We start from the raw sequence: 25,078 nt of genomic DNA, 5'->3' as shown, positions 1-25,078 counted from the left end.
GAAGAAGATGCAGTCTTGTCCTGCGGGTCTCCGTGCCGCCACGATGAGCCGTGCGCGCTCTCCTCTCCCGCTTCCGGGTCGACCTCCTCCTGCTCGTGGTCGCCGCCTCCTGGGGCTCGACCTACTTCGCGGCGAAGGAGCTCGTCACCGACTCCAGCGTGATGGCGCTGCTCGGCTCGCGGATGACCCTCGCCGCCCTGTGCCTGGCCGTGATCGTCGCGGCGCGGCGGCACCGGATCACCGCGGCGGAGTGGCGGGTCGGCGTGACCATCGGGGCGCTGCTCGCGACGATCTTCGCGCTCGAGACCTACGGCATCGCCGGCACCTCCGCCACCAACGCGGGCCTCATCATCAGCCTGACGATCGTGATCACGCCGATCCTCGACTCCGCCGTCTCGAAGCGCCGGCTCCCGGGCCGCTTCCTGCTCGCATGCCTCGTCGCGGTCGTCGGGGTCGCGCTGCTCGCGGGCAACGGCTCCCTCCGCCCGCTCTCCCCCGGCGACCTGCTGATCCTCGGCGCCGCCGTCGTGCGGGCCGTGCACGTCACGTCGATGCACCGCCTCTCGGCGCGGGCGCCGATGGACTCCCTCCGCCTGACCACGGTGCAGCTCGGCACCTGCGCCGTCGTGTTCAGCGCCGCGTCGCTCGTCGTCGGCGTGCCGATCCCCGAGTACGTCGCGGGGCTCGACCCCGTGGGCGCCGGCCTGTTCCTCTACCTCGTCCTGGTCTGCACCGTCTTCGGCTTCCTCGTGCAGACGTGGGCGGTGCGCCGCACCTCGCCCTCCCGCGTCAGCCTGCTGCTGGGCACCGAGCCGGTGTGGGCCGCGGTCGTCGGAGTCGCGCTCGCCCGCGATCCGATCGCGCCGGTCGGCTTCCTCGGCATCGCGCTGATCCTCGCGGGCACGGCCTGGGGCCGCTCCCTCGAGCAGCGGACGGCGCCCGACGCGCCGACCGCGGCGGCCGCTCCGGAGGCGCTGCTCGCCCCCGAGCCGGAGGACGAGCAACGGCGTCCCGTCGAGCGGTAGCCGGGTCAAGGGACTCGCGTGCGGCGCCCCGATGTGGGGGAATCGGATCGGGAGGCGTCCGCCGCGGGCGCCGCCGGAGGAGGATCCATGTCGCTCAGCGTGCTGTTCATCGGCGGGACGGGCATCATCAGCGCCGCCTGCGTCCGCGAGGCGCTGCGGCTCGGCCACGACGTGACCGTGCTGAACCGGGGGCGGACGTCGCTCCGCCCGCTGCCCGAGGGCGTCCGCGAGGTGCAGGCCGACGGTCGCGACCGCGACTCCGTCACCGCCGCTCTCGGCGACCGGAGCTTCGACGCCGTGATCGACTTCGTCGCCTTCACGCCCGAGCACGTGCAGCAGGACATCGACCTGTTCGCCGGCCGCACGGGCCAGTACGTCTTCATCAGCTCGGCCTCGGCCTACCAGAAGCCGCCGCGCAGCGTCCCGGTCACCGAGTCGACTCCGCTCCGGAACCCCTACTGGCAGTACTCCCGCGACAAGATCGCGTGCGAGGACCTGCTCGTGGCCGAGTACCGCGCGAGCGGCTTCCCGGTCACGATCGTCCGCCCCTCGCACACCTACGACCGCACTGCGCTGCCCGTCGACGGAGGCTGGACCGTCGTCGACCGGATGCGGCGTGGCCAGGAGGTGGTCGTCCTCGGCGACGGCACCTCGCTCTGGACGCTCACGCACGCCGACGACGTCGCCGTCGGCCTGGTCGGCCTCCTCGGCGCCTCCGCCGCGATCGGCGAGGCCTTCCACATCACCGGCGACGAGACGCCGACCTGGGACGAGATCCACCGCGACCTCGCCGCGGCGGCCGGAGTCGAGCCGCGCCTCGTGCACGTCTCCTCCGACGCGATCGCCGCGGCCGACCCCGAGCTCGGTGCCGGGATCGTCGGCGACAAGGCGCACTCGATGGTGTTCGACAACGCGAAGATCCGCCGCCTCGTCCCGGCCTACTCCCCCTCGGTGCGCTTCAGCGACGGCGCCCGCGAGATCGTGGAGTGGTACGACGCCGACGAGTCGCGCCGCGTGGTCGACGAGCGGATGAACGGCCTGTTCGACGCGCTGATCGAGCGGTACCGGCCGCGCCCGCTGTGAAGGTCGGGCGGAGGGGTGCGCGACTCCGCCCGCTCCGTCCCTCCCGGCCGCTGCACCCCGCTCGGCTCCTCCACCTGCGCCGGCGCCCCCGTTCAGCCGATCGGCTCGAGCCGCACCAGGAACCCGCCCGGCACTCCCGGCTGCAGCTCCTGGTACTCGGACGGCACGCGGTAGGAGCCCTCGCCGACCGCGGTCACGGAGAACGCGTCGTCCGTGCGGGTCCCCGCGAGGAAGACCGTGTAGACGTCGGTGCCGTCCTCGGTGGTGCGCTTCCCGGCCGCCGCGCCGACCCAGCGGTGCCCGCCCGGATCGGCCGTCGCCGTCTCCCCGAGGGTCGCATCGATCGCGGCCGGGTCGACGCCCACAGTGCGGATCCCGTCCTGGCACTCGCGCCAGACGCCCGTGAATCCCGGGTCGGGGTCGGAGTAGCAGAACATCATCGACCCGTCGGGCGCGACGTGCAGGTCGCCGTAGCCGCCGACCACCTGCCCGGAGACGGGGGCGGCCGTGGGCCCGGTCGTCGGCTCGGGGTCGGTCGGCGCGGTGCACCCGGCGAGCGCGAGGACGAGCACCGCCACCGCTCCCGCTCGCCACCTCATGTGCGCAACCTACTGGAGCCGCGCCCCCGCCCGTCCGTGTGCCGAGCCGGGAGTCCGCCGGGAGCCGGACCGCCCTCAGACCAGCCGGCGGCCGCTGAAGCGGTCGACGGGGGCGTCGTGGCGCATCGCCCGCTCGTACATCCGCCGGAACGGCTCGGTGAGCACGCCGTTCGTGCGGTCCAGCGAGTCCTGCCAGGCCACGATCTCCCCCAGCTGCGCGGCGAGATCCGCGCGGAGGGCCGCCTCGTCGACGGTGGTCGAGACGCCCTTCGAGACGACGATCCGGCCCGCGACGATCACGGTGTCGATCGACGAGCCGTTCTCGGAGTAGACGAGCTGGTTCTCGAGCCGCTGGCGCGGGGTGAAGTTCAGCGTCTCGAGGTCGTAGACGACGAGGTCGGCCTGCTTGCCGACCTCGATGCTGCCGGTGACGTCGTCGAGCACGGCGCTGCGCGCGCCTCCGATCGTTCCGGCCGTGAGCACCTCGGACACGGTCGGCCAGGTGGCGATGTCCGGATCCGTCACCTTGTGCAGGAGCGCCGCGGCCTTCACGACGTCGAGCATGCGCGGAGAGTCGCTGCTCGAGCAGCCGTCGGTGCCGAGGCCGAGGTTCACGCCCGCGTCGTGCAGCGCGCGCCACGGGGCGATGCCCGAGCCGAGCTTGAGGTTCGAGATCGGGTTGTGCGAGACGGACGTGCCGGCGGCGGCGATCCGCTCCATGTCGGAGTCGGTGAGCCAGATCCCGTGGGCGAAGGTCGTGTTCGGGGAGAGCGCGCCGATCCGCTCCATGTACTCGACCAGGGTCGAGCCGTAGGACAGCTCGCCGGTCACCAGCTGCGTCTTCGTCTCGAGGACGTGGATGTGGCACTCCGCCCCGTGCTCGAGCGCCAGCTCGGTCGCCCCGACGAGCAGCTCGGGCCCGCAGCGCTGAGGAGCGGACGGCGCGACCATGTAGCGCAGCCGACCGCCTCCCCTCCCGTGCTGGGTCGCGAACGCCTCGCGGCTGAAGGCGAGGTAGCCCTCCGTCGTCGGGCGCGACGCCGACCGCGCCTGGTCGAGGATCTCCGCGGGCACGTACTCCTCGAGGAACGGCATCGTCTCGTGGAAGGGCCTGCTGATCACGTGGCCCGAGATGTTGGCGCGGACTCCGATCTCGTCGTACGCATCGAAGACCGCGGCGAGCTGCTCAGCGTCCTGGTCCGGGTTCTCGAGCACGTCGTCGACCAGGGTCGTGACCCCGGCCTTCAGCGATTCGAGGGCGAAGAGCGACGAGCGCAGCCGCACCAGATCCGGAGCGACGCGGCTGTTCCCGAGGATCGGGTACGACAGCAGCATCCACAGCTCGAGCGGCAGGTTGTCGTAGCGGCCCTTGTAGAGGTACTCCCACGAGTGGGTGTGGGCGTTGACGAAGCCGGGGACGACCAGGCGGTCGCGCCCGTCGATCACCTCGTCGCCCGGCTCGGGAACGAGGCCCGGGCCGATCGCGACGATCAGCTCGTCGACGATGCGGATGCTCGCCGTGATCGGGACGGCGCCCGAGACCGGGTCCATGGTGATCACGGCGGCGTCGGAGAGGAAGAGGGGCATGGCGGGTCCGTTCGTGGTGCGGGGTGGGACGGAGCGGGCCGGCTCGCGAGGGGGCCGGCCCGCGGAGGGGCTCGGGCTCAGCCGCGGACGGGCTCGGGCTCCGCGGCGACCGGCGCGGCCGACTCCCGGCGCTCGACCCAGGCGGGAGCGTCCCGGCCGAGCAGGAGGTAGGCGATGCCGGCCGAGACTCCGCCCGCGAGCCACGAGACGTCGACGCCGCCGAGGGCGGTCGCGGCCGGACCCTGCAGGGCGGGCACCGAGCCGTTCATGAACAGCCAGGTCAGGGTCGCGCCGATCGCGAAGGAGAGCAGCGCCCGCCAGCGGACGTCCGGCAGCAGCGGCGAGCCGACGGGGGCGAACAGGTGCCCGAAGGAGCGGACGCGCGGCTCGAACACCGTGTAGTGCACCAGCACGATCGCACCCCACGGGGCGACCCAGCCGACGAGGCCGACCAGCCACGCGTCGAGCGTGGTGGCGAGGTCGTCCTGGAACACGAAGAACACCGCGGCCGCGAAGGCCAGCACGCCGACGATGAGGCTGAGCGCGCGGCGCCCGAGCCTGATGTCGAGGGCCTGGGTCGCCATGCCGAACGAGTAGATGTTCAGGACGTTGGTCGCGATCGGACCGTGCACCACCAGGAGCAGCACGGGGATCGCGAGGGCGCCGAAGTTCTCGACGATCAGCTCCCCGGGATCCACGGAGCCGTTCTTCGTCGCGAGGGTCGCGCCGAGGACGCCGAGCCAGACCACCGGGATGAACTGGCCGAGGACGCTGGCGAGGTAGAGCCCCCGCTTCGAGGAGCGGGGTCCGACGAAGCGGGAGTAGTCGCCGGCGTAGGCGAGCCAGGTGAGGCCCCAGCCGATGCCGATGGCGGTCATCACGATGGACATGGCCGCGATGCGGTCGCCTCCGGTGAGCGCGCCCTCCGCGGGGCCGGCGTAGGACCAGTCGATGTCGAGGAAGAACCAGGCGACGACCGACATGATCGCCAGCACCAGGAGGGTCGGCGGCACGGTCCAGCGCTCGAAGGCGGCGATCGCGCGGTAGCCGAGGAAGGAGATCGCGACCTGCACCGCCATGATCACCGCCGCCACCGCGATCTTCCAGCCGACGTTCGCCTGCTCCGGGTCGACGACACCGACGGAGCCGAGGAGCGCGATGACCAGGTCGAGGACGATCCAGGTGTTGATGGCGCACCAGCCGATCACGACCACGGCCTGGATCGCGGCCGGGACGTAGTTGCCGCGCCGGCCGAAGATCGCCCGTCCCACGAGCATCCCGGTCGCCCCCGTCCGCTGGCCGAGGAGGACGAAGAAGCCGAACACCGCCATCCCGACGACGTTGCCGAGCACGAGGACGGTGACGGTGTCCGCCAGGCCGAGGCCCATGTTCACGCCGAGGGCGCCGAGCACCCAGTTGATGGGGGCGATGTTGGCGCCGGCCCAGATCCAGAACTGCCCGTCGAGCCGGGCGGTGCGTCGGGAGTCGGGCAGGGAACTCAGCGCGTCCTCGGCGTCGGCGGTGCCGTGCAGGGTGTCGGTGCTCATGGCGGATCCTCTCGGGGAGGGGGATGAAGGGGAGGGCGGGGCGCCCGGTGAGGCTCCACTCTCGTGCGGACCCGTTTCGGGCGGCGCGTCCGCGTGTAAATTCGCCGTGACGCGAGAGGACGTTCTGTATGGCCTACCTGCTGTCGGACGCGATGCGGGATCCGCGCCTCGCCGCCATGCTCCCGGTGGTGGCCGCCGGGCACGCGGCCGCCGAGCGCGCCGTGATCCGCTGGGCCCACACGAGCGAGCAGCTCGACATCGCGCCCCTCCTCCTCGGAGGCGAGCTGCTCCTGATGGAGGGCGCGCTCCTCTCGACCGACCAGGACCCGGCGGAGTGCCGCGATTATGTGCGGTCTCTGGTCGACGCGGGAGTCGGCGCCCTCGCTCTCGAGCTCTCGCCGCGCCTGCCCGCGGTGCCGCCGCCGATCGTCGCGGCGGCCGACGAGCTCGGCCTCCCCGTGCTCGCCCTGCCCCGGCGCGTCCCCTTCGTGCAGGTCTGCGAGAGCATCAACACCCACCTCACCGAGCAGAAGTTCCGGAGCATCCGACTGGCGGACAGAGTGTCCGGTCTGCTGGCCGACGCGGCCTCCGGGGACGCCGGCGTCGACGAGCTCCTGCAGGTCGTCGCCTCCGCGACGGGCGCCTCCGCCTCGCTCGTCTCGCTCACGGGCGACGAGATCGCCCGCGCCTCGCCCGGGCCGGGCGTCGACACGGAGCCGACGGCCGGGACGTTCTCGAACGTGCTGCACGCGGGCGACTCCCTCCTGGGCACCCTGCATCTGCGGGCCCACGCCGACGCCGACCTCCACGCCGTCGCCGTCGCGCTCGACCGGGCGCCGGACGTCCTCGCGATCGCCGTGCTCCGGCACCGCCCGCCGTCGGTCACCGAGCGGCTGACCGCCCAGCTCTTCGCGATCGCGTCCGTCGAGCGTGCGGACCCGGCGGCCGACCTCCAGATCGACGCCTTCCTCGGCCGCCTCGGCGCCGGCTCCCGGGAGCGCTACCTCGGCGTCCGGGCCGACACCGGTCACGACGACCGGCGGCTCCGCGCTCTGCTCCGCCTCCTGACGGGCGCGGGAGCGGATCCCGGCCCGGTGCTCTGCGTGGTCGGCTCCGAGCTGCTGGCGCTGCTGCCGTTCGCCACCGCCGCCGCGATGGAGGAGGGCCGGACGGAGCTCCTGCACCTCGGCGCCGCCCTCGACTCGGACGCTCTGCTCTGCGTCGGAAGCGGGCTCGGCGGGCAGGAGCGGGTGCCCCGGGAGCTGGCGGAGGTGCGCGGCGCGCTCGAGTGGGCGCCCGCGGGCGGAGTCGTCGACTCGCGCCAGTACCGCCTGGAGCGGTTCGCGAGCTCCCTGCAGGACGATCCGGAGGCGGACGACCTCATCGAGGAGGTGCTCGGGCCCCTGCGCGCCCAGCGCGGCGAGCTGCTCGCCACCCTCGAGGCCTTCGCGTCGCTGTGGGGGAGCAAGACGGCGACGGCGTCCGCGCTCGGCATCGGCCGGCAGACCCTCTACGACCGGCTCGCGCGGATCGAGGAGCTGATCGGCCCGCTCGACTCGTCGCCGGCCCGCGCCCGGGTCGTCATGACCGCCGTCTTCCTGCACCGGGCGCGCGCGGCGCTCCCTGCGGGCTCGCCTCCGGTCGGGCGGATGTTCCCGCCTCGCGCCGAACGCTGACGCGGCCGGACGGGATCGACCGGCTCAGGCGGGCAGCAGCTCCGCGACGAGCGCCTGCACGCGGGCCCTGATGTCGTCGCGGATCGAGCGGACCTCCTCGAGCGGCCGGCCCTTCGGGTCGGCGAGGTCCCAGTCCTCGTAGCGCTTGCCGGGGAAGACGGGGCAGACGTCGCCGCAGCCCATCGTGATCACGACGTCGGAGGCCTGGACCTGCTCGGTGGTCATCAGCTGCGGGACGGCCTGCGAGATGTCGATGCCCTCCTCCGCCATCGCCTCGATCGCGATCGGGTTGATGCTGTCGCCGGGCTCGGAGCCGCCGGAGCGGACCTCGACGGCGCCGCCGGAGAGGGCGCGGAGGTAGCCGGCGGCCATCTGCGAGCGGCCGGCGTTGTGGATGCAGACGAAGAGGACGGTGGGGGCGGCCATCGGGGCTCCTGGTGTCGAGGGGCGGTGCTCGGAGGAGCACGGAGCGAGGGTAGCGCGCCCGGGCGAACAGCTCGCGCGCCTGCGGAGCCGGAGGACACGCGGGCGACCGAGTCGGGAATATACCCCCCGGGGGTATGTTGCACTCCCCTGGACCGAACCGGAGGAGACACCATGACCGACCACGCCCACCACCACCCGACCACCTGGCGCGCCGCCGCCCTCGCGACCCTGCACTGCCTGACCGGCTGCGCGATCGGCGAGGTCCTCGGCATGGTGATCGGCTCCGCCCTGGGGCTGCCCGCCCTGGCGACGGTCGCCCTCTCGATCGTCCTCGCCTTCGTGTTCGGCTACGCGCTCACGCTGCGGGGCGTGCTCCGCTCCGGAGTGACGTGGCGCGCCGCCGTCGGCATCGCGTTGGCGGCCGACACCGTCTCGATCGCCGTGATGGAGGTCGTCGACAACACGGTGGTGCTCGCGATCCCCGGAGCGATGGACGCGGGCCTCTCGTCCGGCCTCTTCTGGGGCTCGCTCGCCGGCGCCCTGGCCCTGGCCTTCGTCGTCACGACCCCGGTGAACCGCCTGCTCATCTCCCGCGGCCGCGGCCACGCGGTCGTCCACGGCCTGCACGGCTGAGCCGCGCGGGCCTCGACAGGGCGCCTGCAGCGGCTGCTCGACCAGCAGGAGGCGCGTGCCGATCGAGCCGCCCGGGCCGCGAGATCCCGTCGGCCGTCAGTCCTGCAGGCGGCGGTAGTGGCGGTTGCGGACCGAGAGGATCGCGCCTCCGATCACCGCCGCGAGGAACGAGCCGGCCAGGACGCCGACCTTCACATGGTCGTCGGACTCGCTGCCCGCGCCGAACGACAGCTCGCCGACGAGCAGCGACACCGTGAATCCGATGCCGGCCACGAACGCCATGCCGATCACGTCCACCCAGCGCAGCGACGGATCCAGGCCGATGCCGCGGAACCGGGTCAGGAGGAAGGTGCTCCCGGCGATGCCGAGCGGCTTGCCGAGCACGAGGCCCGCGATGATGCCCACGGCGATCGAGTCCTGGAACGAGTCGACCAGGCCCGCGACTCCGCCGACCGTCACTCCGGCCGAGAAGAACGCGAAGACCGGCACCGCGACCGCGGTCGAGAGGACGCTCCAGCGATCGGCGAAGTGGGCGGCGAGGCCGTCGTAGACCGGGCGCCCCTCCGCGTCCGACCCCACCTGCACCCGGGCGCGCCTCGACGCGACGACCGGCACGGTGAAGCCGAGCAGCACGCCCGCGACCGTGGCGTGGATGCCCGAGGCGTGCACGAGCGCCCACGTCGCCACTCCGAGCGGGATCAGCACCCACCAGGCGCGCACGCCGCGCTGCACGCAGACCGCGAAGACCGCCAGCGGCACCAGCGCGAGCAGGAGCATCAGCACGTCGATGCCGGCGGTGTAGAAGACGGCGATGATCGTGATCGCGATGAGGTCGTCCACCACGGCGAGCGTGAGGAGGAACGTCCGCAGCGCCGGCGGGAGGAAGCGGCCGACCACGGCGATCACCGCGACGGCGAAGGCGATGTCGGTGGCGGCGGGGATCGCCCAGCCGTCCAGCGCGGCTCCTCCGCGGGGCAGGTTCACCGCGGTGAAGATCAGGGCGGGGACGGCCACGCCGCCGACGGCCGCGACGATCGGCACGAGCGCCGTCTTGGGGTCGCGGAGCTTGCCGGCGACGAACTCCTCCTTGAGCTCGAGCCCGACGACGAAGAAGAAGATCGCGAGCAGGCCGTCGGCCGCCCACGACCCGACGCTCAGCTCGAGGTGCAGGGCCTCGGGGCCGAAGCGGAAGTCGCGGACCGCGCTGTAGAGCGCGGACGCGGGGCTGTTGGCGACGATCAGGGCGAGGAGGGTCGCGGTGAGCAGGAACGCTCCGCCGACCGTGTCCTTCTGGAGGGTCTGGCGGAGTCCCCGCCAGATCGAGTGGGGGGCCTGATCGGCGGGCAGGGGCTGGTGCGGCATGAGGGGTTCCGTCCGGAGGGGTGGGCGTGCGCGGGGACGCGGCCGCGGGCTCCGGAGGAGGGGCGGTCGCGGGTCAGCCGCGCGGCGGCGGGCAGCCGGCGATCTCGCCGTGCGCGTTCGTCCCCCACGAGCTGAGCCATCCGTTCGTGCCCGAGGCGCGCTTGGTCAGCAGCTGCCGGGTCGGGTACGCCGCGGCGGCGCGCGCGCGGGCGCGGCTCAGCGGAGGGAGGGTCAGGGGCACCGCACCAGGGTACCGGTGGCACCCGCGAGGGGGCCGGGTGTGCACGAGCGCTCGGAGGAGGAGCCGTCTCTCCCGCTGCCGAGCCTCCCCGCCCCGTCCGCTCAGGGGACCTCGTGCCCCCGGCCCGCCTGCCCGCCGAGCAGCGGGCGCAGCGCGGTCGCGACGGCGTCCGCGCGCTCCTCGCCGCCGAACCACGCGTTGCCGGCCCGCACGAGCGGGTAGGCGGCCTCGAGGAGGTCGCGCCCCGCCGGGGTCAGGGCGATCCGGGAGTGACGGCCGCGGCCGCGCTCGGCGCCCCGGTCGAGCAGGCCCCGCTCCGCCAGCCCGGCGACCAGGGCGGTCATGCTCTGCGGGCGGACGCCGACGGCGCGGGCGAGGTCGGCCTGCGTCAGCCCGTCGGCCGCCGAGAGCTGCGCCAGCACGCCGAACTCGACCGGGCTGAGCCCGACCGGCGCGAGCGCGTCGCCGACCCGCCTCGCCAGGTCGCGGGCGGCGCGGATGACCGTCCAGGCGGCGATCGCGTCGACGTCGTCGCGGGTCAGGGAGAACTCCGAGGACATGGACCGAGCGTAGCGGCGTAGTCTTCGAGTATCAGTTAGTTGATACCTAGGAGGAATCATGAGCGACGTGATCGCGATCACCGGAGTCACCGGCGACGTCGGCGGCAAGACCTTAGAGCGGCTCGTGGCGGCCGGCGCGCCCGTCCGGGCGATCGTCCGCCGGCCGGAGCAGGCGGCGGCCCTCGCGGCCCGCGGCCTCGACGCGCGGATCGCCGACCTCGGCGACGGCGCCGCACTGACCGCCGCCCTCCGGGGCGCCGACCAGCTCTTCCTGGTCACCGCCGCCACCCCGCGCCAGGCCGAGCACGGCGCCACCGCCGTCCGCGCCGCCCAGGAGGCGGGCGTCCGCGCGCTCGTGCAGCTCTCCGGCGGCGACGCGGCCGAGCACTCGCCGCTCCCCTGGGGCCGCGCGATCTGGCGGACCGACGAGCGGGTGCGCGCCTCCGGGCTGCCCGCGACGATCCTCCACGCCTCGGGCTTCCTGACGAACCTCGAGCCCTCGGCGCCCGCGATCTCGCGCGGTCTGCTCCCGCAGACGATGGGGCGCGGCGTCATCCCGTGGATCGACACCGCCGACATCGCCCGGGTCGCCGTGCGCGTCCTCGAGGCGGGAGGGCACACCGGCGCCGAGCCCGTCCTCACCGGACCGGCTCTCCTCGACGGGCCCGGTGCCGCCCGCGAGCTGACCGCGGGGCTCGGGCGGCGCGTCCGCTACCTGCACCTGCCCAGCCGCGTGTTCGCCGGGGTCCTGCGCCTCACCGGCATGTCCGCGTGGCAGGCGGAGGGGCTCCGCCGGCAGTTCGGAGTCGTCGCCCGCCGCGGCCTGGACGGCGTCGACGTGCTCACCGACGAGGTCGAGCGGATCACGGGGACGCCGGCCCGCTCGACGGCCGACTGGGCGCGGTCCCGCCGCTCCGTGCTCCTCGGACCGGAGCAGCCGCGACCCCTGCACGCTCCACCCGGCACCGGTACCCCTACCCGTGGATCCGCCGCAGGCGCATCGTAGGGCTATGAAGCAGATCCAGTACGCCGGCGCGACCTTCCAGGTGGGGGACGCGGTCGCCGACGCACTCGTCTCCTACGCCTCCGGGCTCGCCGCCCACGGCCGCACCGACAGTGTCGAGCTCCCCGTGCTCGGCGGCGACGGCCACGCGACGGTCGTGACGCTGCTGCTCAACTCCGCGACGAGCCTCTTCGTCTCCGGCGCCGCAGGCCTCCTGCCCGGGCTCGACGAGAAGGCGGTCGCCGCCGACCTCCGCCAGCGGACGCAGTGGCTGGACGCGGTCCCAGCGGTCACCGCCGTGGAGCCGAGCGCTCCGGAGGACCTGATCTGGCTCGAGTTCCCGGAGGTCGCGGCCCTGATGGACCCCGAAGCCGGCGCCCACTCCCCCGCGACGCTCCACCTCGTCGAGCACTCGCCGCGGCGCGACTCCCTCGTCTTCACCGTCGTCTACGTCAGCACGCTCGACCGCGACCTGGGCTCGGGGGAGATCCGCCGGCTGCTCGAGACGAGCCGCCGCAACAACGTCGAGCACGGCGTCTCGGGGATGCTCGTCTTCCGCGGCCGCCGCGTGATGCAGCTGCTCGAGGGCGAGGAGTCTGACGTGCGCTCGCTCTACGCGCGGATCCTCGCCGACCCGCGGCACGAGGGAGTGGTCACCGTCTGGACCAGCGTGCACGAGCAGCGCCGGTTCCCGGACTGGTCGATGGGCTTCGACGAGCTCGACCTGCCCGTCGAGCGGCCCGCCTCCTGGCCCGAGCCGGACCTCCCCGAGCAGTCGATCGACGCCGTGGCGGACGACTACCTCCGCCGCCGGTCGGAGGCGCTGCGGAGCGCGCTGGTGAGCAGCGACCCCCTCGTCGCGAGCCTCGCCGTCATCCTGCACGGGCACCGCCCGGAGCGCGTCCTCGAGGGCGGCGCCGGAGTGCGGCTGCGCTGCGCCGAGTGCCGCGCCTTCGACGCCCACGACGGGTACGACTCCTACCCCTGCGCGACCGCGAGGACCGCGATCCAGGCGCTCGAGGCGGCCTGACGCGAGCCGGGCGGCCGTGCGGGATCACCGTCCCGGGGCCCTCCTAGCGCACCCCCCTTCCGCGGGTCTGCGCAAGCCCGTCCGCTCACCCCGGCGCACCCCTAGGGTGAGGCCATGACCGATCCCGGCGCGGCCCGCCACGACGTCCTCATCATCGGCGGCGGCAACGCCGGACTCTCGACCGCGGGACGGCTGCGGCGCTCCGGAGTGGACGACGTCGCGGTGATCGAGCCCCGGTCGACCCACGTCTACCAGCCGATGCTCTCCCACGTCGCGGGCGGCACCGCACCCGCCTCCGCGGCGACCCGGCCCCAGGGCTCGGTGACGCCGAAGGGAGTCGTCTGGATCCAGGACCGCGTCGAGACGATCGACCCGGTCGCGCACACGGTCACCCTCCTCTCCGGCCGCACCGTCGGCTACGGGCAGCTCGTCGTCTGCCCCGGGATCCAGAAGGACTGGGCCGCGGTCCCCGGGCTCCAGGAGGCGATGGACTCGCCGTTCGGAGTGTCCAACTACGAGTACGAGTACGCCCGCAAGGCGTCGCAGGTGCTCCGCGAGGTCCGCTCCGGCACCGTCGTCTTCACGCAGCCCGGCGGCCCCGGCACCTGCTCCGGCGCCTCGCAGAAGCCGATGTACCTCGCCTGCGACTACTGGCGCGCGACCGGCGTCCTCGACCGCATCCGCGTCGTGCTCGTCGTGCCGACCCCCACCCTGTTCGGGATGCCGCTGATCGACTCCGAGCTCGAGCGGAAGGTGGCGGAGTACGGGATCGAGGTCCGCTACGGCCGCGAGCTGGTCGAGGTCGACGCGGCCGAGCGGAGGGTCGTCCTCGCCGTCGACGAGCGCGCGACCGCCCTCCCCGGCCCCGACCGCGCGCGGCGCTCGACCGACGGCCCGCGCGAGACGCTGTCGTACGACGTGCTGCACGCCGTGCCCCCGCAGTCGGCCCCCGACTGGCTGGCCGGCACCGGACTGGCCGCCGAGGGCGACGAGGGCGGCTTCGTCGAGGTCGACCCGCTGACCCTGCGGCACCCGCGGTTCCCCGACGTGTGGGCGCTCGGCGACGCGGCAGCCACGGTCAACTCGAAGTCCGGAGGAGCACTGCGCCAGCAGACCACCACGCTCGCGAAGAACCTCGTCGCCGCGCAGAAGGGCCGCCCGCTCCCCCGCGTCTACAACGGCTACTCCGTCTGCCCCTTCGTGGTCTCGCGCTCGAGCGTGGTGTTCGCCGAGTTCGACGACCGCTACCGCCCGAAGCCGACCGTCCCCTTCTGGACGGGCCTGGCGAAGGAGCGGCGCCTCACCTACCTCGCCGACCGCCGCGTCCTGCCGTGGGTGTACTGGAACCTGATCCTGCAGGGACGGGCCTGAGCGTCCTCTTCCGGACATGTCCGGAAGAGGCGCTTGCCGCTGCCGGAGGCGCTCCCGAGACTGAGGGATCGGCACCACCGTCCGACGTGCCCCCTCGTCTCCTGGAGGACCCGATGCGGCCCAGCCCGACTCCCGACCGCTCCGGCACCGCGCGATGACGACCGCGCAGGACTGGGGGCCCTCGACCGACGCGGACTCCGCCGGCGGTCCGCCCGCGTCGCGGAGGCAGCGCGTGCGCGCCTGGATGCGCGGCGGCTCCTTCGGGCCGACCGGCCTCACCCGGCGCGGCTGCCTCCTGGTGCTGGCGTCGGTGCTCGTGGTGGCGGTGCCGGTCGTCGCGCTGACGCTCGCGCATGTCGATCCGCACGCGTCGCTCAAGGTCTGGATCCTGGCGATCACGCTGATCGCGCTGGTCGGAGCGCTGCTCCGGGTCGTCGCCGACGCCGGTCCGGACCCGCAGGCCGACCTCGACCGCGCGGGCAAGGCGGTCGGAGCAGTGGCCGCGGCCTACACGGCGCTGGCCGTGATCATCGACTGGGGGATGCTGCACCTCTGAGGCGCGGTCAGCGGGCCTCGTCGCGCGGGTCGTCCGTGCCGTCGGGAGCGCTGCCGATCACGTCCGGTGTGCCGCCGGTGCCGCCCTGCGCGCGCCCGGTCCCGCCCTGCGCCGCTCGCTCGTCCTCGCGCCGGCTGAGCCAGCCCGGGCCCTCGCGCCGCAGCCGCTCCGCCTCCGGACTCGGGACGGGCGGCGCCGCCGGCCGCCGCAGGAGCCGCACCTGCCGGACGGCGCCGAGCACCACTCCGGCGCCGAACAGCGGCAGGCCGAGCAGGAGCACCAGCCACAGCGGCGCGTGCCGGCGTCCGCCGCCGACGACCGCGCCGAGATCCCAGCCCGCGTCCGCCGCCAGCCAGAGCATCCCCGCCACGAAGACGGCGCTCACCAGCGAGAGCGCCCAGGGCTGTGCGAGGAGGAGCGCCTGCGCGCGCTCCGTGCGGAAACCCTTCGCCATGCGCCGATCCTAGGCGGGCGTCAGCCGGCGAGGATCCGGTCGACCAGCCCCTGCGCGTCGCCCTCCGCGGGAACGATCTGCACGGTGTCGCCCTCGATCGGCTGCATGACGGAGAGCGCAGACTCGACCCGGTCTCCCACGCGGAGGAGGAGCCGGGCGTCGGCCCCCTCGTCGATGGCCGCCTGCGAGCCGCGGCGCAGGAGGGCGGCGCCCGCCTCGTCGAACCGGACGTCGACGACCCCCGTGCTCGGATCGGCCTCGACCGCGGCGACGCCCGCGCGGGTGAAGTCCTCGGGATCGACGAGGACGTCCTGCCCGCCGACCGGGACGCACTGCGGATCGGAGCCGGGCTCGCAGAGCGCCGAGACGGCGACCCCGAGGCCGCCGACGGGCTCCGGAGTGGCGGACGGGGACGCCGCGGGCGACGACCCGGCAGAGCAGCCGGTCAGGGCGAGCAGGAGGAGCGCAGCGGCTCCGGGGGCGGTGCGGCGGATCACGGGATCTCCTCGGGTCGCGTCGGAGCGCGCCACGATACCGAGGCTCCGGCGCTGCGGCCACTCGGCGGCACGGCTCGGGCGGAGCAGCCGGTCCGTGGCACGGCGGGGCAGGCGGCGGCGACCCGCCCCTCAGAGGCGGACGACCAGCTTCACCGCCGACACACCCTCGTGCAGCCGGTCGAGGGCGGGCTGCAGCGCGGCGAGCCCCTCACCCACCACCTCGGGCGCCGGGGCGCAGACGTGACGGCCCTCGGCGAGCGCCGCCGGCAGGTGGTCGCGCCACAGCATCGGCCCCACCTCGTTCGTCATCAGCGAGCCGCCCCAGACGAAGCGGGCGCGGATGCCGCGGCGCCGGGCCGCGATCTGCAGCGCCGCGGTGCCGCCGACCACGCGCAGCATCGTCCGCACGAAGGCGGCGCTGACACCGCGCCGGCGCGGGAGCGAGCCGAACGAGACGGAGGGGCTGGCCAGGGCGACCCGTCGCGCTCCGGTGCCCGCGGCCACCGCCACCGACGGGGCACCGGAACCCGTCCCGATCGCGAGCACCCCCGCGACCTCGTGGCCCGCGAGCGCCGCCACCAGGTCGGCGACGACGGAGGGGCTGCGGTAGTCGAGCACGATCTCGGCGCCCAGCTCGCGCATCCGATCGTGGTTGCGAGGCGACGCGGTCGTCGCGACGCGGTGCCCGGAGGCGACAGCGAGCTGGATCGCGTTGCTCCCCACGCTCGTCGTCCCACCCCAGACCACGACCGTCCTGCCCGTCGGCCGGACCGGGGCGCTCGGGTGCGGCAGGGCGAGGTGGTCCCGCTGGAACAGCGCCGTCGCCGCCGTCGAGACCGCGAGCGGCAGCACCGCCGCCTCCTCGAAGCCCAGCCGGTCGGGGATCGGCGCCGCCAGGTCCTCGCGCACGACCGTGTACTCCTGGAACGCGCCCTCGTCGCGGTTCCGCCGCCCGCGCTCCATCCCGACCGCGTACGCGACGACCCGGTCGCCGACGGCGAAGCGCGTCACTCCAGGGCCGACCGCCTCGACCACTCCCGCCACGTCCTCCCCGAGCACCGCCGGGTACGGCACCCACCGGAACATCAGATCGCCCGTCCACTGCTTCATCTCGTCGACCGGATTCACGGCCAGGGCGCGGTTGCGCAGCAGGACCTCCCCCGGACCGGGGACGGGCATCGGAGCGGGGCGGACGACGAGGTCGGCCCGCGGGGCGGTCAGCAGGGCGGCGGCGTTCTCGGGCACGGGCGGCTCCAGTCGTAAGTGATGGCAGGACGTGTCGTCACACTACTCCTGATGACACGTCGTGTCGTCAGCTATCCTGGGCGGATGTCACGCTGGGCCCCCGACGCCGCCCTCCGCCTCGAGCAGGCGGCGATGGAGCTCTTCGCCGAGCACGGCTACGCGGGCACCACCGTCCCCGCGATCGCGGAGCGCGCCGGGCTCACCACCCGCACCTTCTTCCGCCACTTCGCCGACAAGCGCGACGTCCTCTTCCTCCGCGAGCGCGAGTTCCCCGAGATCGTCGGCCGCCTGCTCGCCGGCGCCCCCGCCGGCCTCGCGCCGATGGACCTCGTGATGCACGGCCTCGAGGCGGCCGCCTCGGGCGACCTCCAGACCTGGCGCGCTCCGATCGCCGCCCGCCGTGCCGTCGTGCGCTCCGAGCCGCAGCTGCGCGAGCGCGAGCTCCTGAAGTCGGCCGCCCTCGCCGAGAGCATGCGCTCCGCTCTCGTCGACGCCGGAGTCGCGCCGGAGGACGCGGCCCTCGCCGCCCTCGCGGCCTCCGCCCTCTTCGACCTCGCCCTGGAGCGCTGGCTCGTCGCACCCGAGGGGTCCCTCCTGGTCGACGTCCTCCGCGCCGAGCGGGCCCGCCTCGGCGTGCTGCTCGCGCGCTGACCCGCACGACGCTGTCGAGGCGTCGCGAACGGTCGTCCTCCGCGGCGGGAGGCGGCCGTTCGTGACGCTTCGGACCGACGAGCGGGGGACGATCCGCTCAGAGCGCCCAGGGGAAGGCGGGGGCGTTCGAGCGGGCGCCCTGCGCGGCCTTCGAGCGGCCGGGCTCGCCGAGCTCGGCGAGCAGCGCCTCCGACTCGCCGACGAGGACCGCGAGCGCGCCGGGCGTGAACCAGTCGGGGCGCAGGGCGAACAGGAGGTCCTCGGTCGCCGTGTTGCCGCTGGCGCCCGGTGCGAAGGGGCAGCCGCCGAGGCCGCCGAGCGCGCCGTCGACCACCGCGGCCCCGGCCTGCACGGCGGCGATCGCGTTCGCGACGCCCGAGCCCCAGGTGTCGTGGCCGTGGAACACGATCTCGCGGGGCGGGGTCTCCGCGGCCACGCGCGAGACGAGCGACGCCACCTGGCCGGCGTGCGCCTGACCGAGCGTGTCGCAGACGACCACGTCGGCCGCTCCCGCCGCTCGCGGGTCACGCGCGATCGCGAGCACGCGCTCCGGGTCGACCGGGCCCTCGAACGGGCAGGTGAACGAGGTGGCGATGCACAGCTGGATCCGACCGCCTGCGCTCTCGGCGAGCGCGACCGCCTCCGGCATCGCGGCCAGGCTCGCCTCGGTCGGCCTGCCGACGTTGGCGAGGTTGTGCGAGTCGGACGCCGAGAAGCAGTACTGGAAGCGGCGCGCCCCCGCGGCGGCCGCACGCTCGACGTGGCGCGGAGTCGCGACCCACACCCAGCACCGCTCCAGCTCCTCGGGAGTGAGCGCGGCGATCACGTCGAGGGTGTCGGCCATCGGAGGGACGAGGTCGCCGCGCGCGAGCGAGCCGATCTCGAGCTCGGGCATCCCCGCGGCGAGCAGCGTGCGCGCGAGGTCGACCTTGCGCTCGGTCGTCAGGAGCTTGCCGGTGAGCTGCAGGCCGTCGCGGAGGGTGACGTCGCGCAGGCGCGCGGAGGCGAGCGCGGTCACCGGCCGGCCTCCTCGGCAGCGGCGGCGGAGGGAGCAGCAGCAGCCCCGCCGGCGGAGGGAGCAGCGGGACCGGTGCGCCGGAGCATCCCCAGCACCTCCTCGGTGTCCTGGCCCAGGTCGGGCGCGAGCGAGCGGATGGGGAGGGAGCGGCCGCCGAGCACCGGCACGATCCCCGGGAAGCCCACGCCGCGCAGAGTGCCGCCGGCGTCCTCGACGTCGAAGGCCTGGATCATGTCGCGCGCCGCGTACTGCTCGCTCGCGCTGATGTCGGCGGCCGTGTAGATCGGGCCGGAGGGGACGCCCTCGTCGTCGAGGACCGCGAGCGCCTCGGCGGCGGTGCGGCCCGCCGTCCACGCGCCGATCACCGCGTCCAGCTCGTCGCGCCGGGCCCAGCGCTGCTCGTTCGAGGCGAGCGCCGGGTCCCCGCCCAGGTCGGCGCGGCCGATCACCGCCATCAGCCGCTGGAAGATCGCGTCCGCGTTCCCCGCGATCACGATGCTCGCCCCGTCGGCGCAGGTGTAGGCGTTGGTCGGGGCGATGCCCTCCATCCGCCCGCCGACGCGCTCCCGGACGATGCCGTGCGCCTGGAAGTCGGGGATCAGCGACTCCGTCATCGAGAACATCGCCTCGTGCAGCGCCACGTCGACGACCCGCTCCGCCAGCGGTGCCGGATCCAGTCCGGCGGAGCGGCGGATCTCGCGCTGGAACAGCGCCATCATCACTCCGTAGCCCGCGTACAGCCCGGCGATCGAGTCGCCGATCGAGACGCCGACGCGCACGGGCGGCCGATCCGGGTCGCCGACCAGCTCGCGGAACCCGCCCATCGCCTCCGCGACCGCCGCGAATCCGGGCCGGGCCGACAGCGGGCCGGTCTGCCCGAACGCGGAGATGCGGCCGATCACGATGCCGGGCCGGGCCTCGTCGAGCACGTCCGGTCCGATCCCCCAGCGCTCGAGCGTGCCGGGCCGGAAGTTCTCGAGCACCACGTCGCACTCGGCGACCAGGCGGCGGACGGCGTCGCGCCCCTCGTCCGTGCGCAGGTCGAGCGCGATCGAGCGCTTGTTGCGGTTGATCGTGTGGAACAGGAGCGAGGTCTCGGACCCCTCGTGCAGCCGCCAGCGGCGCAGCTCGTCCCCCGTGCCGGGCCGCTCCACCTTGATCACCTCGGCGCCGAAGTCGGCGAGCAGCCGGCCAGCCGTGGGCGCCGCGATGAAGTTGCCGAGCTCGAGGACGCGGACGCCCGCGAGCGGGAGGGGTGCGGTCATGGCACGGCCTTTCGCTCCCGTCGAGGCTAGCGCGGAGGACGGCGCCACCCCCTGCCCTCACGCGGACACCCGACCTACACTTGCCGGACATCATGCGCAGACACACCCTCACTCCGCGACCGGACTGGCGAGCCCGCTGCGACGAGATCGGCTTCAGCTTCTACGACCTCCCCTCCGAGGGCGGCCGCCCCTACTGGAACGAGTCCGCGGCGTACTCCTTCGAGCCCGCCGAGATCGACCTGCTCGAGCGCACGACCTCGGAGCTCTTCGACCTCTGCATGGAGGCGTGCGAGCTCGTGGTGCGGAAGGGCCGCTTCGCCGAGTTCGGCATCCCGCCCCGCTTCCACGAGCTGGTGCGCACCTCGTGGGACGAGGACGACCCCACGGTCTACGGCCGCTTCGACCTCGCCTACGACGGCGCGGGCGCGGTGAAGCTGCTCGAGTTCAACGCCGACACCCCGACCTCGCTGGTCGAGACCGCCGCGGCCCAGTGGCAGTGGCTCGTCGAGACGAAGGGGCCCGACGCCGACCAGTTCAACAGCCTGCACGAGCAGCTCGTCGAGCAGTGGCGCCACCTCCGCCTCGAGCGCTGGAGCCTCGACGAGGGCGCCCGCCTGCACCTCGCGTCGCTGCACGACTCCGGAGACGGCGAGCTGATCGTCGAGGACGCCGACACCGTCGCCTACATGGCCGAGACCGCGGCGCAGGCCGGCTTCGACCCCAAGCTGATCTTCGTCGAGGACATCCGCTACGAGCTCGACGGCGCCGGCTTCCTCGACGGCGACGGCGAGCCGATCCGCCACGTCTTCAAGCTGTACCCGTGGGAGTGGATGCTCGGCGAGCAGTTCGGCGGCCTCCTCCTCGACCGCCGCGAGCGCACCCGCTGGGTCGAGCCGGCGTGGAAGCTCCTGCTCAGCAACAAGCAGCTGCTGGTGGTGCTGTGGGAGATGTTCCGCGGCCACCCGAACCTGCTGCCCGCCTCCGTGCATCCGCTGCCCGGCACCGCGCAGGTGCGCAAGCCGCGCCTGGGCCGGGAGGGCGCCAACGTGACGGTCCTCGACGCCGACGGCTCGGTCGTCGCCGAGAACGGCGGGAGCTACGGCGCCGAGGGCTTCATCCACCAGGAGCGCGCCGAGCTGGCCCGGGTCGACGGGAAGACCGTCGTCATCGGCAGCTGGATCGTCGGCGAGACCCCGGCCGGCATCGACGTGCGCGAGACGAGCGGCCTGATCACCGGCGACCTGGCGGAGTTCGTCCCCCACTACATCGAGGGCGGACGGAGCGACGGGGCCGCGACGGACGCGGACGCCGCGTCGGCCGCCTCCCACCCCGAGCACGGCGCCGCCCCCGCCTACGGCGCTCCCGCGCCCGGCACCCCCGCGCCCGAGTACGGCGCCCCCGAGCACGACCGGCCGCAGGACACCCGAGCGGCCCGCCCGCAGGACGAGGAGACCCGATGACGGACGACGACCGCACCCCCGGCGATTCGGGGACGCCGAGCTCCGGGAACGACTGGGGCAGCCGCGAGCCCGGGGCGGGCTCCGGCACGTCGAGCGGCGGCTCGAGCGGCGGCACCGGCCGCGGCGACGGCTCCACCCGCACCGCTCCCCACCGCTCCCGGAGCGTCGGCATCAGCGGCATCGCGAGGAACCGTCGCGGCCTGCTCATCGGCGGCGCGGTCGCGGTCGGCGCGGTCGGCCTCGCCGTCGCCCTCGCGAACGGCGGCCCCTCGACCGACGGCGTCGTCGCCACGGGAGCCGACGGCCAGGACTACGTCATCCCCGAGAACGCCGAGCGCCCCGTCTACGCGAGCCGCGAGGACTGCCTCGCCGACGTGCGGGAGCAGATCGCCCAGCTCCAGGCGCAGGGCGAGGAGGTCGGCGACGACCCCGAGCAGCTGTGCGAGGCCACCGACGAGTACCGCGGGCACTACGCCGGCGGCTTCTGGCTCGGCCCGCTGATCTTCGCGTCCTCGCGCTGGAACTCGACGCGGGCGACCAGCTGGGCGCCCGTCGCGTCCGGCGGCTTCGCGGCCCGCGGAGCGACCCAGCCCGACGTCGTGCAGCGCGCGCCGGCCGGCTCGACCGTCGGCTCGAAGGCGACCCTCTCCGGCGGCTTCGGCTCCTCCGGCAAGTCCGGCTTCGGCTCCACCGTCGGCGGCTGACCGCAGCGCACCTCCGCCCTCGCGCCCGGGACGCGCGCCGAGACATCCGCCTGCCGCCGGGACACCGCTCGCACGCCGGCGTCTCGACGACCACGGGGACGGCTCGCCGCCGCTCCCTCTCTCAGGAGGAGGGCGTCGCGCTCGGGAAGAAGTGCCGCTCGACGGGATCGCCGTCGGCGTGCGTCAGCGCCGCCGCGCGGATCTCGCGGTCGCGGCCGGTCAGCCGCTGGGTCTCCTGCCGCCGGAACTCGCCCCACGAGGGCACCATGAACGTCTCCAGCTGCACGTCGGCCTCCTCCCCGCTCCGGTAGAGCGCCCAGCGCGAGGCGCCGGTCCGGCGGCGGGAGCTCTCCAGCAGCCGCATGGCCGATCGGAAGTCCGCGAGGGAGTCGGGGCGGACCGTCCACGAGATCTGCACCATCACCGGCCCGTCCGTCGGCTCCGGCTCGAACACCAGCGTGGGCGTGGGCCACGACATCGAGATGCTGCGGTCGACGGTGCCCGTCCCCGGCAGCAGGGGCAGCACCCGCACGCTGGCCGCCACGAGGAGGAGCAGAGCGGCCGCCGCGGCGTACGCGGGCGCGGTGCCGAGCACCTGCGCGGCCAGGCCCCAGCCGATCGAGCCGACCGCCATGGTCCCCATGAAGACCAGGATGTAGATCGAGGCTCCGCGGGACCGCACCCACTGCGGCAGCGTGAGCTGCAGCGCCGCGTTCAGCACGGTGAGGGTGCCGATCCAGGCCAGCCCCGCGAGGACCAGCAGCAGCAGTGCCGGAACGAGGGGCAGAAAGGCCGCCGCGAGCGTCCCCGCCGCGAACAGCACGGCGCTCGCCCCGATCACGACGTCGTCCGAGAGCTTCCGGCGGGCGAGCGGCAGGGCGAAGACGCCGAGCACGGCACCGGCACCGAGGGCCCCGAGGAGGAAGCCGTAGCCGCTGGAGTCGAGCTGGAGGCGCTTCGCGGTGAGCGGCAGCAGCGCCCACAGCGCGCTGGCCGGCAGTGCGAAGAGCGCGGAGCGGAGGAGGATCCGGCGGACGAGGTGCGCGGAGGCGACGTACCGGATCCCTCCCTTCAGCGCGGCGCCGAACTGCTCGCGGTCGTCGAGGCCGGTCTGCGCCGGCCGCTTCCACCAGAGAAGGGCGAGCACGGCGCCGATGAAGCTCAGGGCGTTGATGCCGAAGACCACCGGAGCGCCGAACGCCGAGAGGACGACGCCCGCCAGGGCCGGGCCGACCGCGCGCGCGCCGTTCACCGTCACCCCGCCGAGGGCCGACGACGCCGCGATCAGGTTCCGGGGCACGAGCTCCGGCTGGATCGCCTGCCAGGCCGGCGAGGTCAGGGTGGAGGTGATGCCGAGGAGGAAGGTGAAGGCCAGGATCGTCCACGGCGTCAGCGCGCCGACCGCCGCCACGACCGTCAGAGCGGCCGCCAGCAGCGCGCTGGCCGAAGACCCCCAGATGAGCAGCCGCCGCCGGTCGAGCGAGTCGGCCAGCACACCCGCGGGGAGGGCGACGAGGATCGAGGGCGCCAGGCTCGCCGTCTGCACGAGCGCGACGACCGCCGCGCCCGCGGCCGCCTCGACCAGGTACCACTGGGCACCGACGGTCTGCATCCAGGTGCCGATGTTGCTGCCCAGCTGGGCGAACCACAGCACCCGGAAGGCCGTGATCGCCATGGGCGCCCAGGCCGACGGCTGCGCCGGCGCGGAGGTCTGCGCCGGGGCGGCGGGAGCGGGAGCCGGAGCCGGAGCGACGTCCTCAGTCACGGGGCACGGCCTGCCGCACCGAGAAGAGGTTGCCGAACGGGTCCAGCAGCTGGCACAGCCGCTCCCCCGTGAACACCGTCTTCGGACCGCGGTGGGCGACGGCGCCGTTCGCCGTCCAGTCGGCGACGACGGCGTCGACGTCGGGGACCGTCCAGTACGGGCTCGTGCCGTCGGGTCCGGGCCGGTTCAGCTCGTCCCGCTCGTGCAGCGTCAGGCGGATGCCGTCCAGGTCGTAGGCCACGAGCGCCCCGCCGCGGACGACGGGCTCGCGCCCGAGCCGCGCCGAGTACCAGGCGATCGCGGCGTCGAGGTCGTCGACGAAGTAGAAGACGTTTCCGACTCCGGCGAACTCCGTCGTCGTCATGCTCGGGCCGGCGGGAGGGCGTCGCGGAGGAAGGCGAGCGAGGGGCCGATGGCCGCCTCCGTGTACCCCTCGGCGTGACGGGTGCCCGGGATCAGCTGCAGCGTGCTGGCGACTCCGACCGCGGAGAGCGCCGCCTGCATGGCCTGCGCGTCGCTCACGGGGACGAACTCGCCGAGCGAGTTGGCCAGGAACACCGGCCCGCCGTCCGGGGAGGCGTGACGCGTCGTGGAGGCGGCGGTGAGCAGCCCGCGGTCGCCCCCGACCTCGTTGAGGATCGTCCAGCGCAGGAAGGCGTCGTTCCGGCCGGTCTGGTTGATGTCGGCGCTCTTCATGGCGTCGAGGTCCTGCGTCGTCGGCGTGGCCGGGAGGTCGTCGGTCGCCTCGACGATGCCGAGGAGGTCGAACATCCCCGACCAGCTGACGGCGGGCCGGCCGGTGGCGATCGCGGCCTCCACGACCAGGTTCCCGCCCGCCGATCCGCCGAAGAACGCCAGCCTGCTCCGGTCGAACGCCCACTCGGAGGCGACCGCCCACCGCTCCGCGGCGAGCACGTCGTCCCTGCTGGCCGGGAAGACCGAGTCCGGAGCCTCGCGGTAGTCCGCCGCGAACACGAGGTAGCCGGCGTCGACCAGCATCGTCGCGAGCGCCCGCTCCTTGCTCTTGTCCCCCCGGAACCACCCGCCGCCGTGGATCAGCACGACGGCCGGCCGAGCGGCGTCCTCGGCCGGGGAAACCGACCTGCTGTACACGTCCAGCACCTGCGGCGACGACCCCCCTTCGACGTACGGAACCCCGATGCTCACTGACGGCTCGTCCGACACGGTGACCCCCTCCGGTCCAGATTCTCGACTGCAGTCAGACCGTAGGAGCCGGGGGCGGCGCGAGCCAGGCCCTGCCGGGGTCACCCAGGAGGGCGCCCGCAGGCCCGCCTCCCGCGGCTGGGCGGATCGCGACTA

At 74.3% G+C, this 25,078-nt stretch carries 26 protein-coding genes; 11 read left to right on the top strand and 15 right to left on the bottom strand.

The features are described 5' to 3' along the window. Window positions 1–50 precede the first annotated feature (50 nt). Both C5D50_RS05665 and C5D50_RS05660 read left to right on the top strand, forming a co-directional pair. A complete protein-coding gene (locus C5D50_RS05665; protein ID WP_219814697.1) occupies window positions 51–1,025 on the top strand; it encodes a DMT family transporter in 975 nt (324 codons plus the stop codon). Between the two features lie 87 nt (window positions 1,026–1,112). Continuing rightward, window positions 1,113–2,108: an SDR family oxidoreductase gene (locus C5D50_RS05660; protein WP_104283003.1), complete on the top strand. Its 996-nt coding sequence runs from the start codon at window positions 1,113–1,115 to the stop codon at window positions 2,106–2,108. A gap of 92 nt (window positions 2,109–2,200) precedes the next feature. Here the strand turns inward: C5D50_RS05660 and C5D50_RS05655 are convergent, their stop codons facing one another. The 3 genes from C5D50_RS05655 to C5D50_RS05645 all read right to left on the bottom strand — a co-directional run bounded on the left by C5D50_RS05655 (window position 2,201) and on the right by C5D50_RS05645 (window position 5,841). Then, window positions 2,201–2,707: a hypothetical protein gene (locus C5D50_RS05655; protein ID WP_146086890.1), complete on the bottom strand. Its 507-nt coding sequence runs from the start codon at window positions 2,705–2,707 to the stop codon at window positions 2,201–2,203. Window positions 2,708–2,782: 75 nt separating this feature from the next. Further along, window positions 2,783–4,294 (bottom strand): amidohydrolase family protein, encoded by a 1,512-nt coding sequence (locus C5D50_RS05650; protein WP_104234486.1) that lies wholly within the window; start codon window positions 4,292–4,294, stop codon window positions 2,783–2,785. Between the two features lie 77 nt (window positions 4,295–4,371). Then, window positions 4,372–5,841 carry a cytosine permease gene (locus C5D50_RS05645; RefSeq protein WP_104288948.1) on the bottom strand — a complete coding sequence of 490 codons (1,470 nt, stop codon included), beginning with the start codon at window positions 5,839–5,841 and terminating at the stop codon, window positions 4,372–4,374. A 128-nt stretch (window positions 5,842–5,969) separates the two neighbouring features. Between C5D50_RS05645 and C5D50_RS05640 the strand changes: the two genes are divergently transcribed. Continuing rightward, window positions 5,970–7,517, top strand: coding sequence for a PucR family transcriptional regulator ligand-binding domain-containing protein (locus tag C5D50_RS05640; RefSeq protein ID WP_104283000.1), 1,548 nt, complete (start codon window positions 5,970–5,972; stop codon window positions 7,515–7,517). A 24-nt stretch (window positions 7,518–7,541) separates the two neighbouring features. Here C5D50_RS05640 and C5D50_RS05635 read toward each other — a convergent pair whose 3' ends face one another. Further along, entirely contained in the window at window positions 7,542–7,943 is a 402-nt protein-coding gene (locus C5D50_RS05635; RefSeq protein WP_104222419.1) for an arsenate reductase ArsC, read from the bottom strand. 171 nt (window positions 7,944–8,114) lie between these two features. Between C5D50_RS05635 and C5D50_RS05630 the strand changes: the two genes are divergently transcribed. Then, the gene (locus C5D50_RS05630; protein WP_104234357.1) at window positions 8,115–8,576 is read left to right on the top strand and encodes a DUF4396 domain-containing protein; all 462 of its coding nucleotides are present in this window, start codon (window positions 8,115–8,117) and stop codon (window positions 8,574–8,576) included. A gap of 96 nt (window positions 8,577–8,672) precedes the next feature. On the opposite strand, the gene nhaA is transcribed toward C5D50_RS05630, so the two are convergent. The 3 genes from nhaA to C5D50_RS05620 all read right to left on the bottom strand — a co-directional run bounded on the left by nhaA (window position 8,673) and on the right by C5D50_RS05620 (window position 10,739). Beyond that, the gene (nhaA, locus tag C5D50_RS05625) at window positions 8,673–9,938 is read right to left on the bottom strand and encodes a Na+/H+ antiporter NhaA (protein WP_104282998.1); all 1,266 of its coding nucleotides are present in this window, start codon (window positions 9,936–9,938) and stop codon (window positions 8,673–8,675) included. Window positions 9,939–10,011: 73 nt separating this feature from the next. Beyond that, entirely contained in the window at window positions 10,012–10,179 is a 168-nt protein-coding gene (locus C5D50_RS16550) for a hypothetical protein (RefSeq protein WP_181027217.1), read from the bottom strand. 101 nt (window positions 10,180–10,280) lie between these two features. Further along, on the bottom strand, window positions 10,281–10,739 hold the full coding sequence (locus C5D50_RS05620) for a MarR family winged helix-turn-helix transcriptional regulator (RefSeq protein ID WP_104329220.1): 459 nt from the start codon (window positions 10,737–10,739) through the stop codon (window positions 10,281–10,283). Between the two features lie 58 nt (window positions 10,740–10,797). Here C5D50_RS05620 and C5D50_RS05615 point away from each other — a divergent pair, with 58 nt between their 5' ends. The 4 genes from C5D50_RS05615 to C5D50_RS05590 all read left to right on the top strand — a co-directional run bounded on the left by C5D50_RS05615 (window position 10,798) and on the right by C5D50_RS05590 (window position 14,699). Continuing rightward, complete coding sequence (locus C5D50_RS05615) at window positions 10,798–11,745, top strand: NAD(P)H-binding protein (RefSeq protein ID WP_104282997.1); 948 nt, start codon at window positions 10,798–10,800, stop codon at window positions 11,743–11,745. Between the two features lie 4 nt (window positions 11,746–11,749). Beyond that, window positions 11,750–12,772 (top strand): BLUF domain-containing protein, encoded by a 1,023-nt coding sequence (locus C5D50_RS16545; RefSeq protein WP_104250016.1) that lies wholly within the window; start codon window positions 11,750–11,752, stop codon window positions 12,770–12,772. Window positions 12,773–12,886: 114 nt separating this feature from the next. Further along, window positions 12,887–14,143 (top strand): NAD(P)/FAD-dependent oxidoreductase, encoded by a 1,257-nt coding sequence (locus C5D50_RS05595; RefSeq protein WP_104234352.1) that lies wholly within the window; start codon window positions 12,887–12,889, stop codon window positions 14,141–14,143. Window positions 14,144–14,297: 154 nt separating this feature from the next. Next, the gene (locus C5D50_RS05590; protein ID WP_104226999.1) at window positions 14,298–14,699 is read left to right on the top strand and encodes a hypothetical protein; all 402 of its coding nucleotides are present in this window, start codon (window positions 14,298–14,300) and stop codon (window positions 14,697–14,699) included. A gap of 7 nt (window positions 14,700–14,706) precedes the next feature. Here C5D50_RS05590 and C5D50_RS05585 read toward each other — a convergent pair whose 3' ends face one another. From C5D50_RS05585 to C5D50_RS05575, 3 genes are all read right to left on the bottom strand, one after another. Further along, window positions 14,707–15,153: a hypothetical protein gene (locus C5D50_RS05585; RefSeq protein WP_104282996.1), complete on the bottom strand. Its 447-nt coding sequence runs from the start codon at window positions 15,151–15,153 to the stop codon at window positions 14,707–14,709. 20 nt (window positions 15,154–15,173) lie between these two features. After that, window positions 15,174–15,650 (bottom strand): hypothetical protein, encoded by a 477-nt coding sequence (locus tag C5D50_RS05580; RefSeq protein WP_104234350.1) that lies wholly within the window; start codon window positions 15,648–15,650, stop codon window positions 15,174–15,176. 129 nt (window positions 15,651–15,779) lie between these two features. Next, window positions 15,780–16,895, bottom strand: coding sequence for a zinc-binding alcohol dehydrogenase family protein (locus C5D50_RS05575; protein ID WP_104282995.1), 1,116 nt, complete (start codon window positions 16,893–16,895; stop codon window positions 15,780–15,782). 84 nt (window positions 16,896–16,979) lie between these two features. Between C5D50_RS05575 and C5D50_RS05570 the strand changes: the two genes are divergently transcribed. After that, a complete protein-coding gene (locus tag C5D50_RS05570) occupies window positions 16,980–17,546 on the top strand; it encodes a TetR/AcrR family transcriptional regulator (RefSeq protein ID WP_181137305.1) in 567 nt (188 codons plus the stop codon). A gap of 97 nt (window positions 17,547–17,643) precedes the next feature. Here C5D50_RS05570 and C5D50_RS05565 read toward each other — a convergent pair whose 3' ends face one another. Continuing rightward, the gene (locus tag C5D50_RS05565; RefSeq protein ID WP_104282993.1) at window positions 17,644–18,564 is read right to left on the bottom strand and encodes a hydroxymethylglutaryl-CoA lyase; all 921 of its coding nucleotides are present in this window, start codon (window positions 18,562–18,564) and stop codon (window positions 17,644–17,646) included. Next, window positions 18,561–19,829 (bottom strand): CaiB/BaiF CoA-transferase family protein, encoded by a 1,269-nt coding sequence (locus C5D50_RS05560; protein ID WP_104282992.1) that lies wholly within the window; start codon window positions 19,827–19,829, stop codon window positions 18,561–18,563. The genes C5D50_RS05565 and C5D50_RS05560 overlap by 4 nt, the downstream gene beginning before the upstream one ends. A 92-nt stretch (window positions 19,830–19,921) precedes the next feature. Here C5D50_RS05560 and C5D50_RS05555 point away from each other — a divergent pair, with 92 nt between their 5' ends. Beyond that, window positions 19,922–21,289, top strand: coding sequence for a glutathionylspermidine synthase family protein (locus tag C5D50_RS05555; protein ID WP_181074595.1), 1,368 nt, complete (start codon window positions 19,922–19,924; stop codon window positions 21,287–21,289). Further along, on the top strand, window positions 21,286–21,993 hold the full coding sequence (locus tag C5D50_RS05550) for a hypothetical protein (RefSeq protein ID WP_104282989.1): 708 nt from the start codon (window positions 21,286–21,288) through the stop codon (window positions 21,991–21,993). The genes C5D50_RS05555 and C5D50_RS05550 overlap by 4 nt, the downstream gene beginning before the upstream one ends. Before the next feature lie 121 nt (window positions 21,994–22,114). On the opposite strand, the gene C5D50_RS05545 is transcribed toward C5D50_RS05550, so the two are convergent. From C5D50_RS05545 to C5D50_RS05535, 3 genes are read right to left on the bottom strand one after another with little or no spacing between them, the layout of a single operon-like run. Further along, a complete protein-coding gene (locus C5D50_RS05545; RefSeq protein ID WP_258069564.1) occupies window positions 22,115–23,758 on the bottom strand; it encodes an MFS transporter in 1,644 nt (547 codons plus the stop codon). After that, window positions 23,751–24,122 (bottom strand): VOC family protein, encoded by a 372-nt coding sequence (locus tag C5D50_RS05540; protein WP_104282988.1) that lies wholly within the window; start codon window positions 24,120–24,122, stop codon window positions 23,751–23,753. The genes C5D50_RS05545 and C5D50_RS05540 overlap by 8 nt, the downstream gene beginning before the upstream one ends. Beyond that, window positions 24,119–24,871, bottom strand: a complete 753-nt coding sequence (locus tag C5D50_RS05535) for an alpha/beta hydrolase (RefSeq protein WP_181065720.1) — start codon at window positions 24,869–24,871, stop codon at window positions 24,119–24,121. Before C5D50_RS05535 ends, C5D50_RS05540 begins: the two co-directional genes overlap by 4 nt. Window positions 24,872–25,078: the final 207 nt, after the last annotated feature.

This window comes from Rathayibacter sp. RFBD1, from assembly GCF_002932915.1.
GTDB lineage: Bacteria > Actinomycetota > Actinomycetes > Actinomycetales > Microbacteriaceae > Rathayibacter.
The sequence above is the reverse complement of the archived record's forward strand: the minus strand, read 5'-3'. Positions and strand labels throughout refer to the sequence as shown.

Bases quoted from the DNA above. Each gene is read 5' to 3' on its own strand.
- C5D50_RS05660 (WP_104283003.1), top strand. From the start codon at position 1,113: ATGTCGCTCAGCGTGCTGTTCATCGGCGGGACGGGCATCATCAGCGCC.
- C5D50_RS05655 (WP_146086890.1), bottom strand. From the start codon at position 2,707: ATGAGGTGGCGAGCGGGAGCGGTGGCGGTGCTCGTCCTCGCGCTCGCC.
- C5D50_RS05650 (WP_104234486.1), bottom strand. From the start codon at position 4,294: ATGCCCCTCTTCCTCTCCGACGCCGCCGTGATCACCATGGACCCGGTC.
- C5D50_RS05645 (WP_104288948.1), bottom strand. From the start codon at position 5,841: ATGAGCACCGACACCCTGCACGGCACCGCCGACGCCGAGGACGCGCTG.
- C5D50_RS05640 (WP_104283000.1), top strand. From the start codon at position 5,970: ATGGCCTACCTGCTGTCGGACGCGATGCGGGATCCGCGCCTCGCCGCC.
- C5D50_RS05635 (WP_104222419.1), bottom strand. From the start codon at position 7,943: ATGGCCGCCCCCACCGTCCTCTTCGTCTGCATCCACAACGCCGGCCGC.
- C5D50_RS05630 (WP_104234357.1), top strand. From the start codon at position 8,115: ATGACCGACCACGCCCACCACCACCCGACCACCTGGCGCGCCGCCGCC.
- nhaA (WP_104282998.1), bottom strand. From the start codon at position 9,938: ATGCCGCACCAGCCCCTGCCCGCCGATCAGGCCCCCCACTCGATCTGG.
- C5D50_RS05620 (WP_104329220.1), bottom strand. From the start codon at position 10,739: ATGTCCTCGGAGTTCTCCCTGACCCGCGACGACGTCGACGCGATCGCC.
- C5D50_RS05615 (WP_104282997.1), top strand. From the start codon at position 10,798: ATGAGCGACGTGATCGCGATCACCGGAGTCACCGGCGACGTCGGCGGC.
- C5D50_RS16545 (WP_104250016.1), top strand. From the start codon at position 11,750: ATGAAGCAGATCCAGTACGCCGGCGCGACCTTCCAGGTGGGGGACGCG.
- C5D50_RS05595 (WP_104234352.1), top strand. From the start codon at position 12,887: ATGACCGATCCCGGCGCGGCCCGCCACGACGTCCTCATCATCGGCGGC.
- C5D50_RS05590 (WP_104226999.1), top strand. From the start codon at position 14,298: ATGACGACCGCGCAGGACTGGGGGCCCTCGACCGACGCGGACTCCGCC.
- C5D50_RS05585 (WP_104282996.1), bottom strand. From the start codon at position 15,153: ATGGCGAAGGGTTTCCGCACGGAGCGCGCGCAGGCGCTCCTCCTCGCA.
- C5D50_RS05570 (WP_181137305.1), top strand. From the start codon at position 16,980: ATGTCACGCTGGGCCCCCGACGCCGCCCTCCGCCTCGAGCAGGCGGCG.
- C5D50_RS05560 (WP_104282992.1), bottom strand. From the start codon at position 19,829: ATGACCGCACCCCTCCCGCTCGCGGGCGTCCGCGTCCTCGAGCTCGGC.
- C5D50_RS05555 (WP_181074595.1), top strand. From the start codon at position 19,922: ATGCGCAGACACACCCTCACTCCGCGACCGGACTGGCGAGCCCGCTGC.
- C5D50_RS05550 (WP_104282989.1), top strand. From the start codon at position 21,286: ATGACGGACGACGACCGCACCCCCGGCGATTCGGGGACGCCGAGCTCC.
- C5D50_RS05540 (WP_104282988.1), bottom strand. From the start codon at position 24,122: ATGACGACGACGGAGTTCGCCGGAGTCGGAAACGTCTTCTACTTCGTC.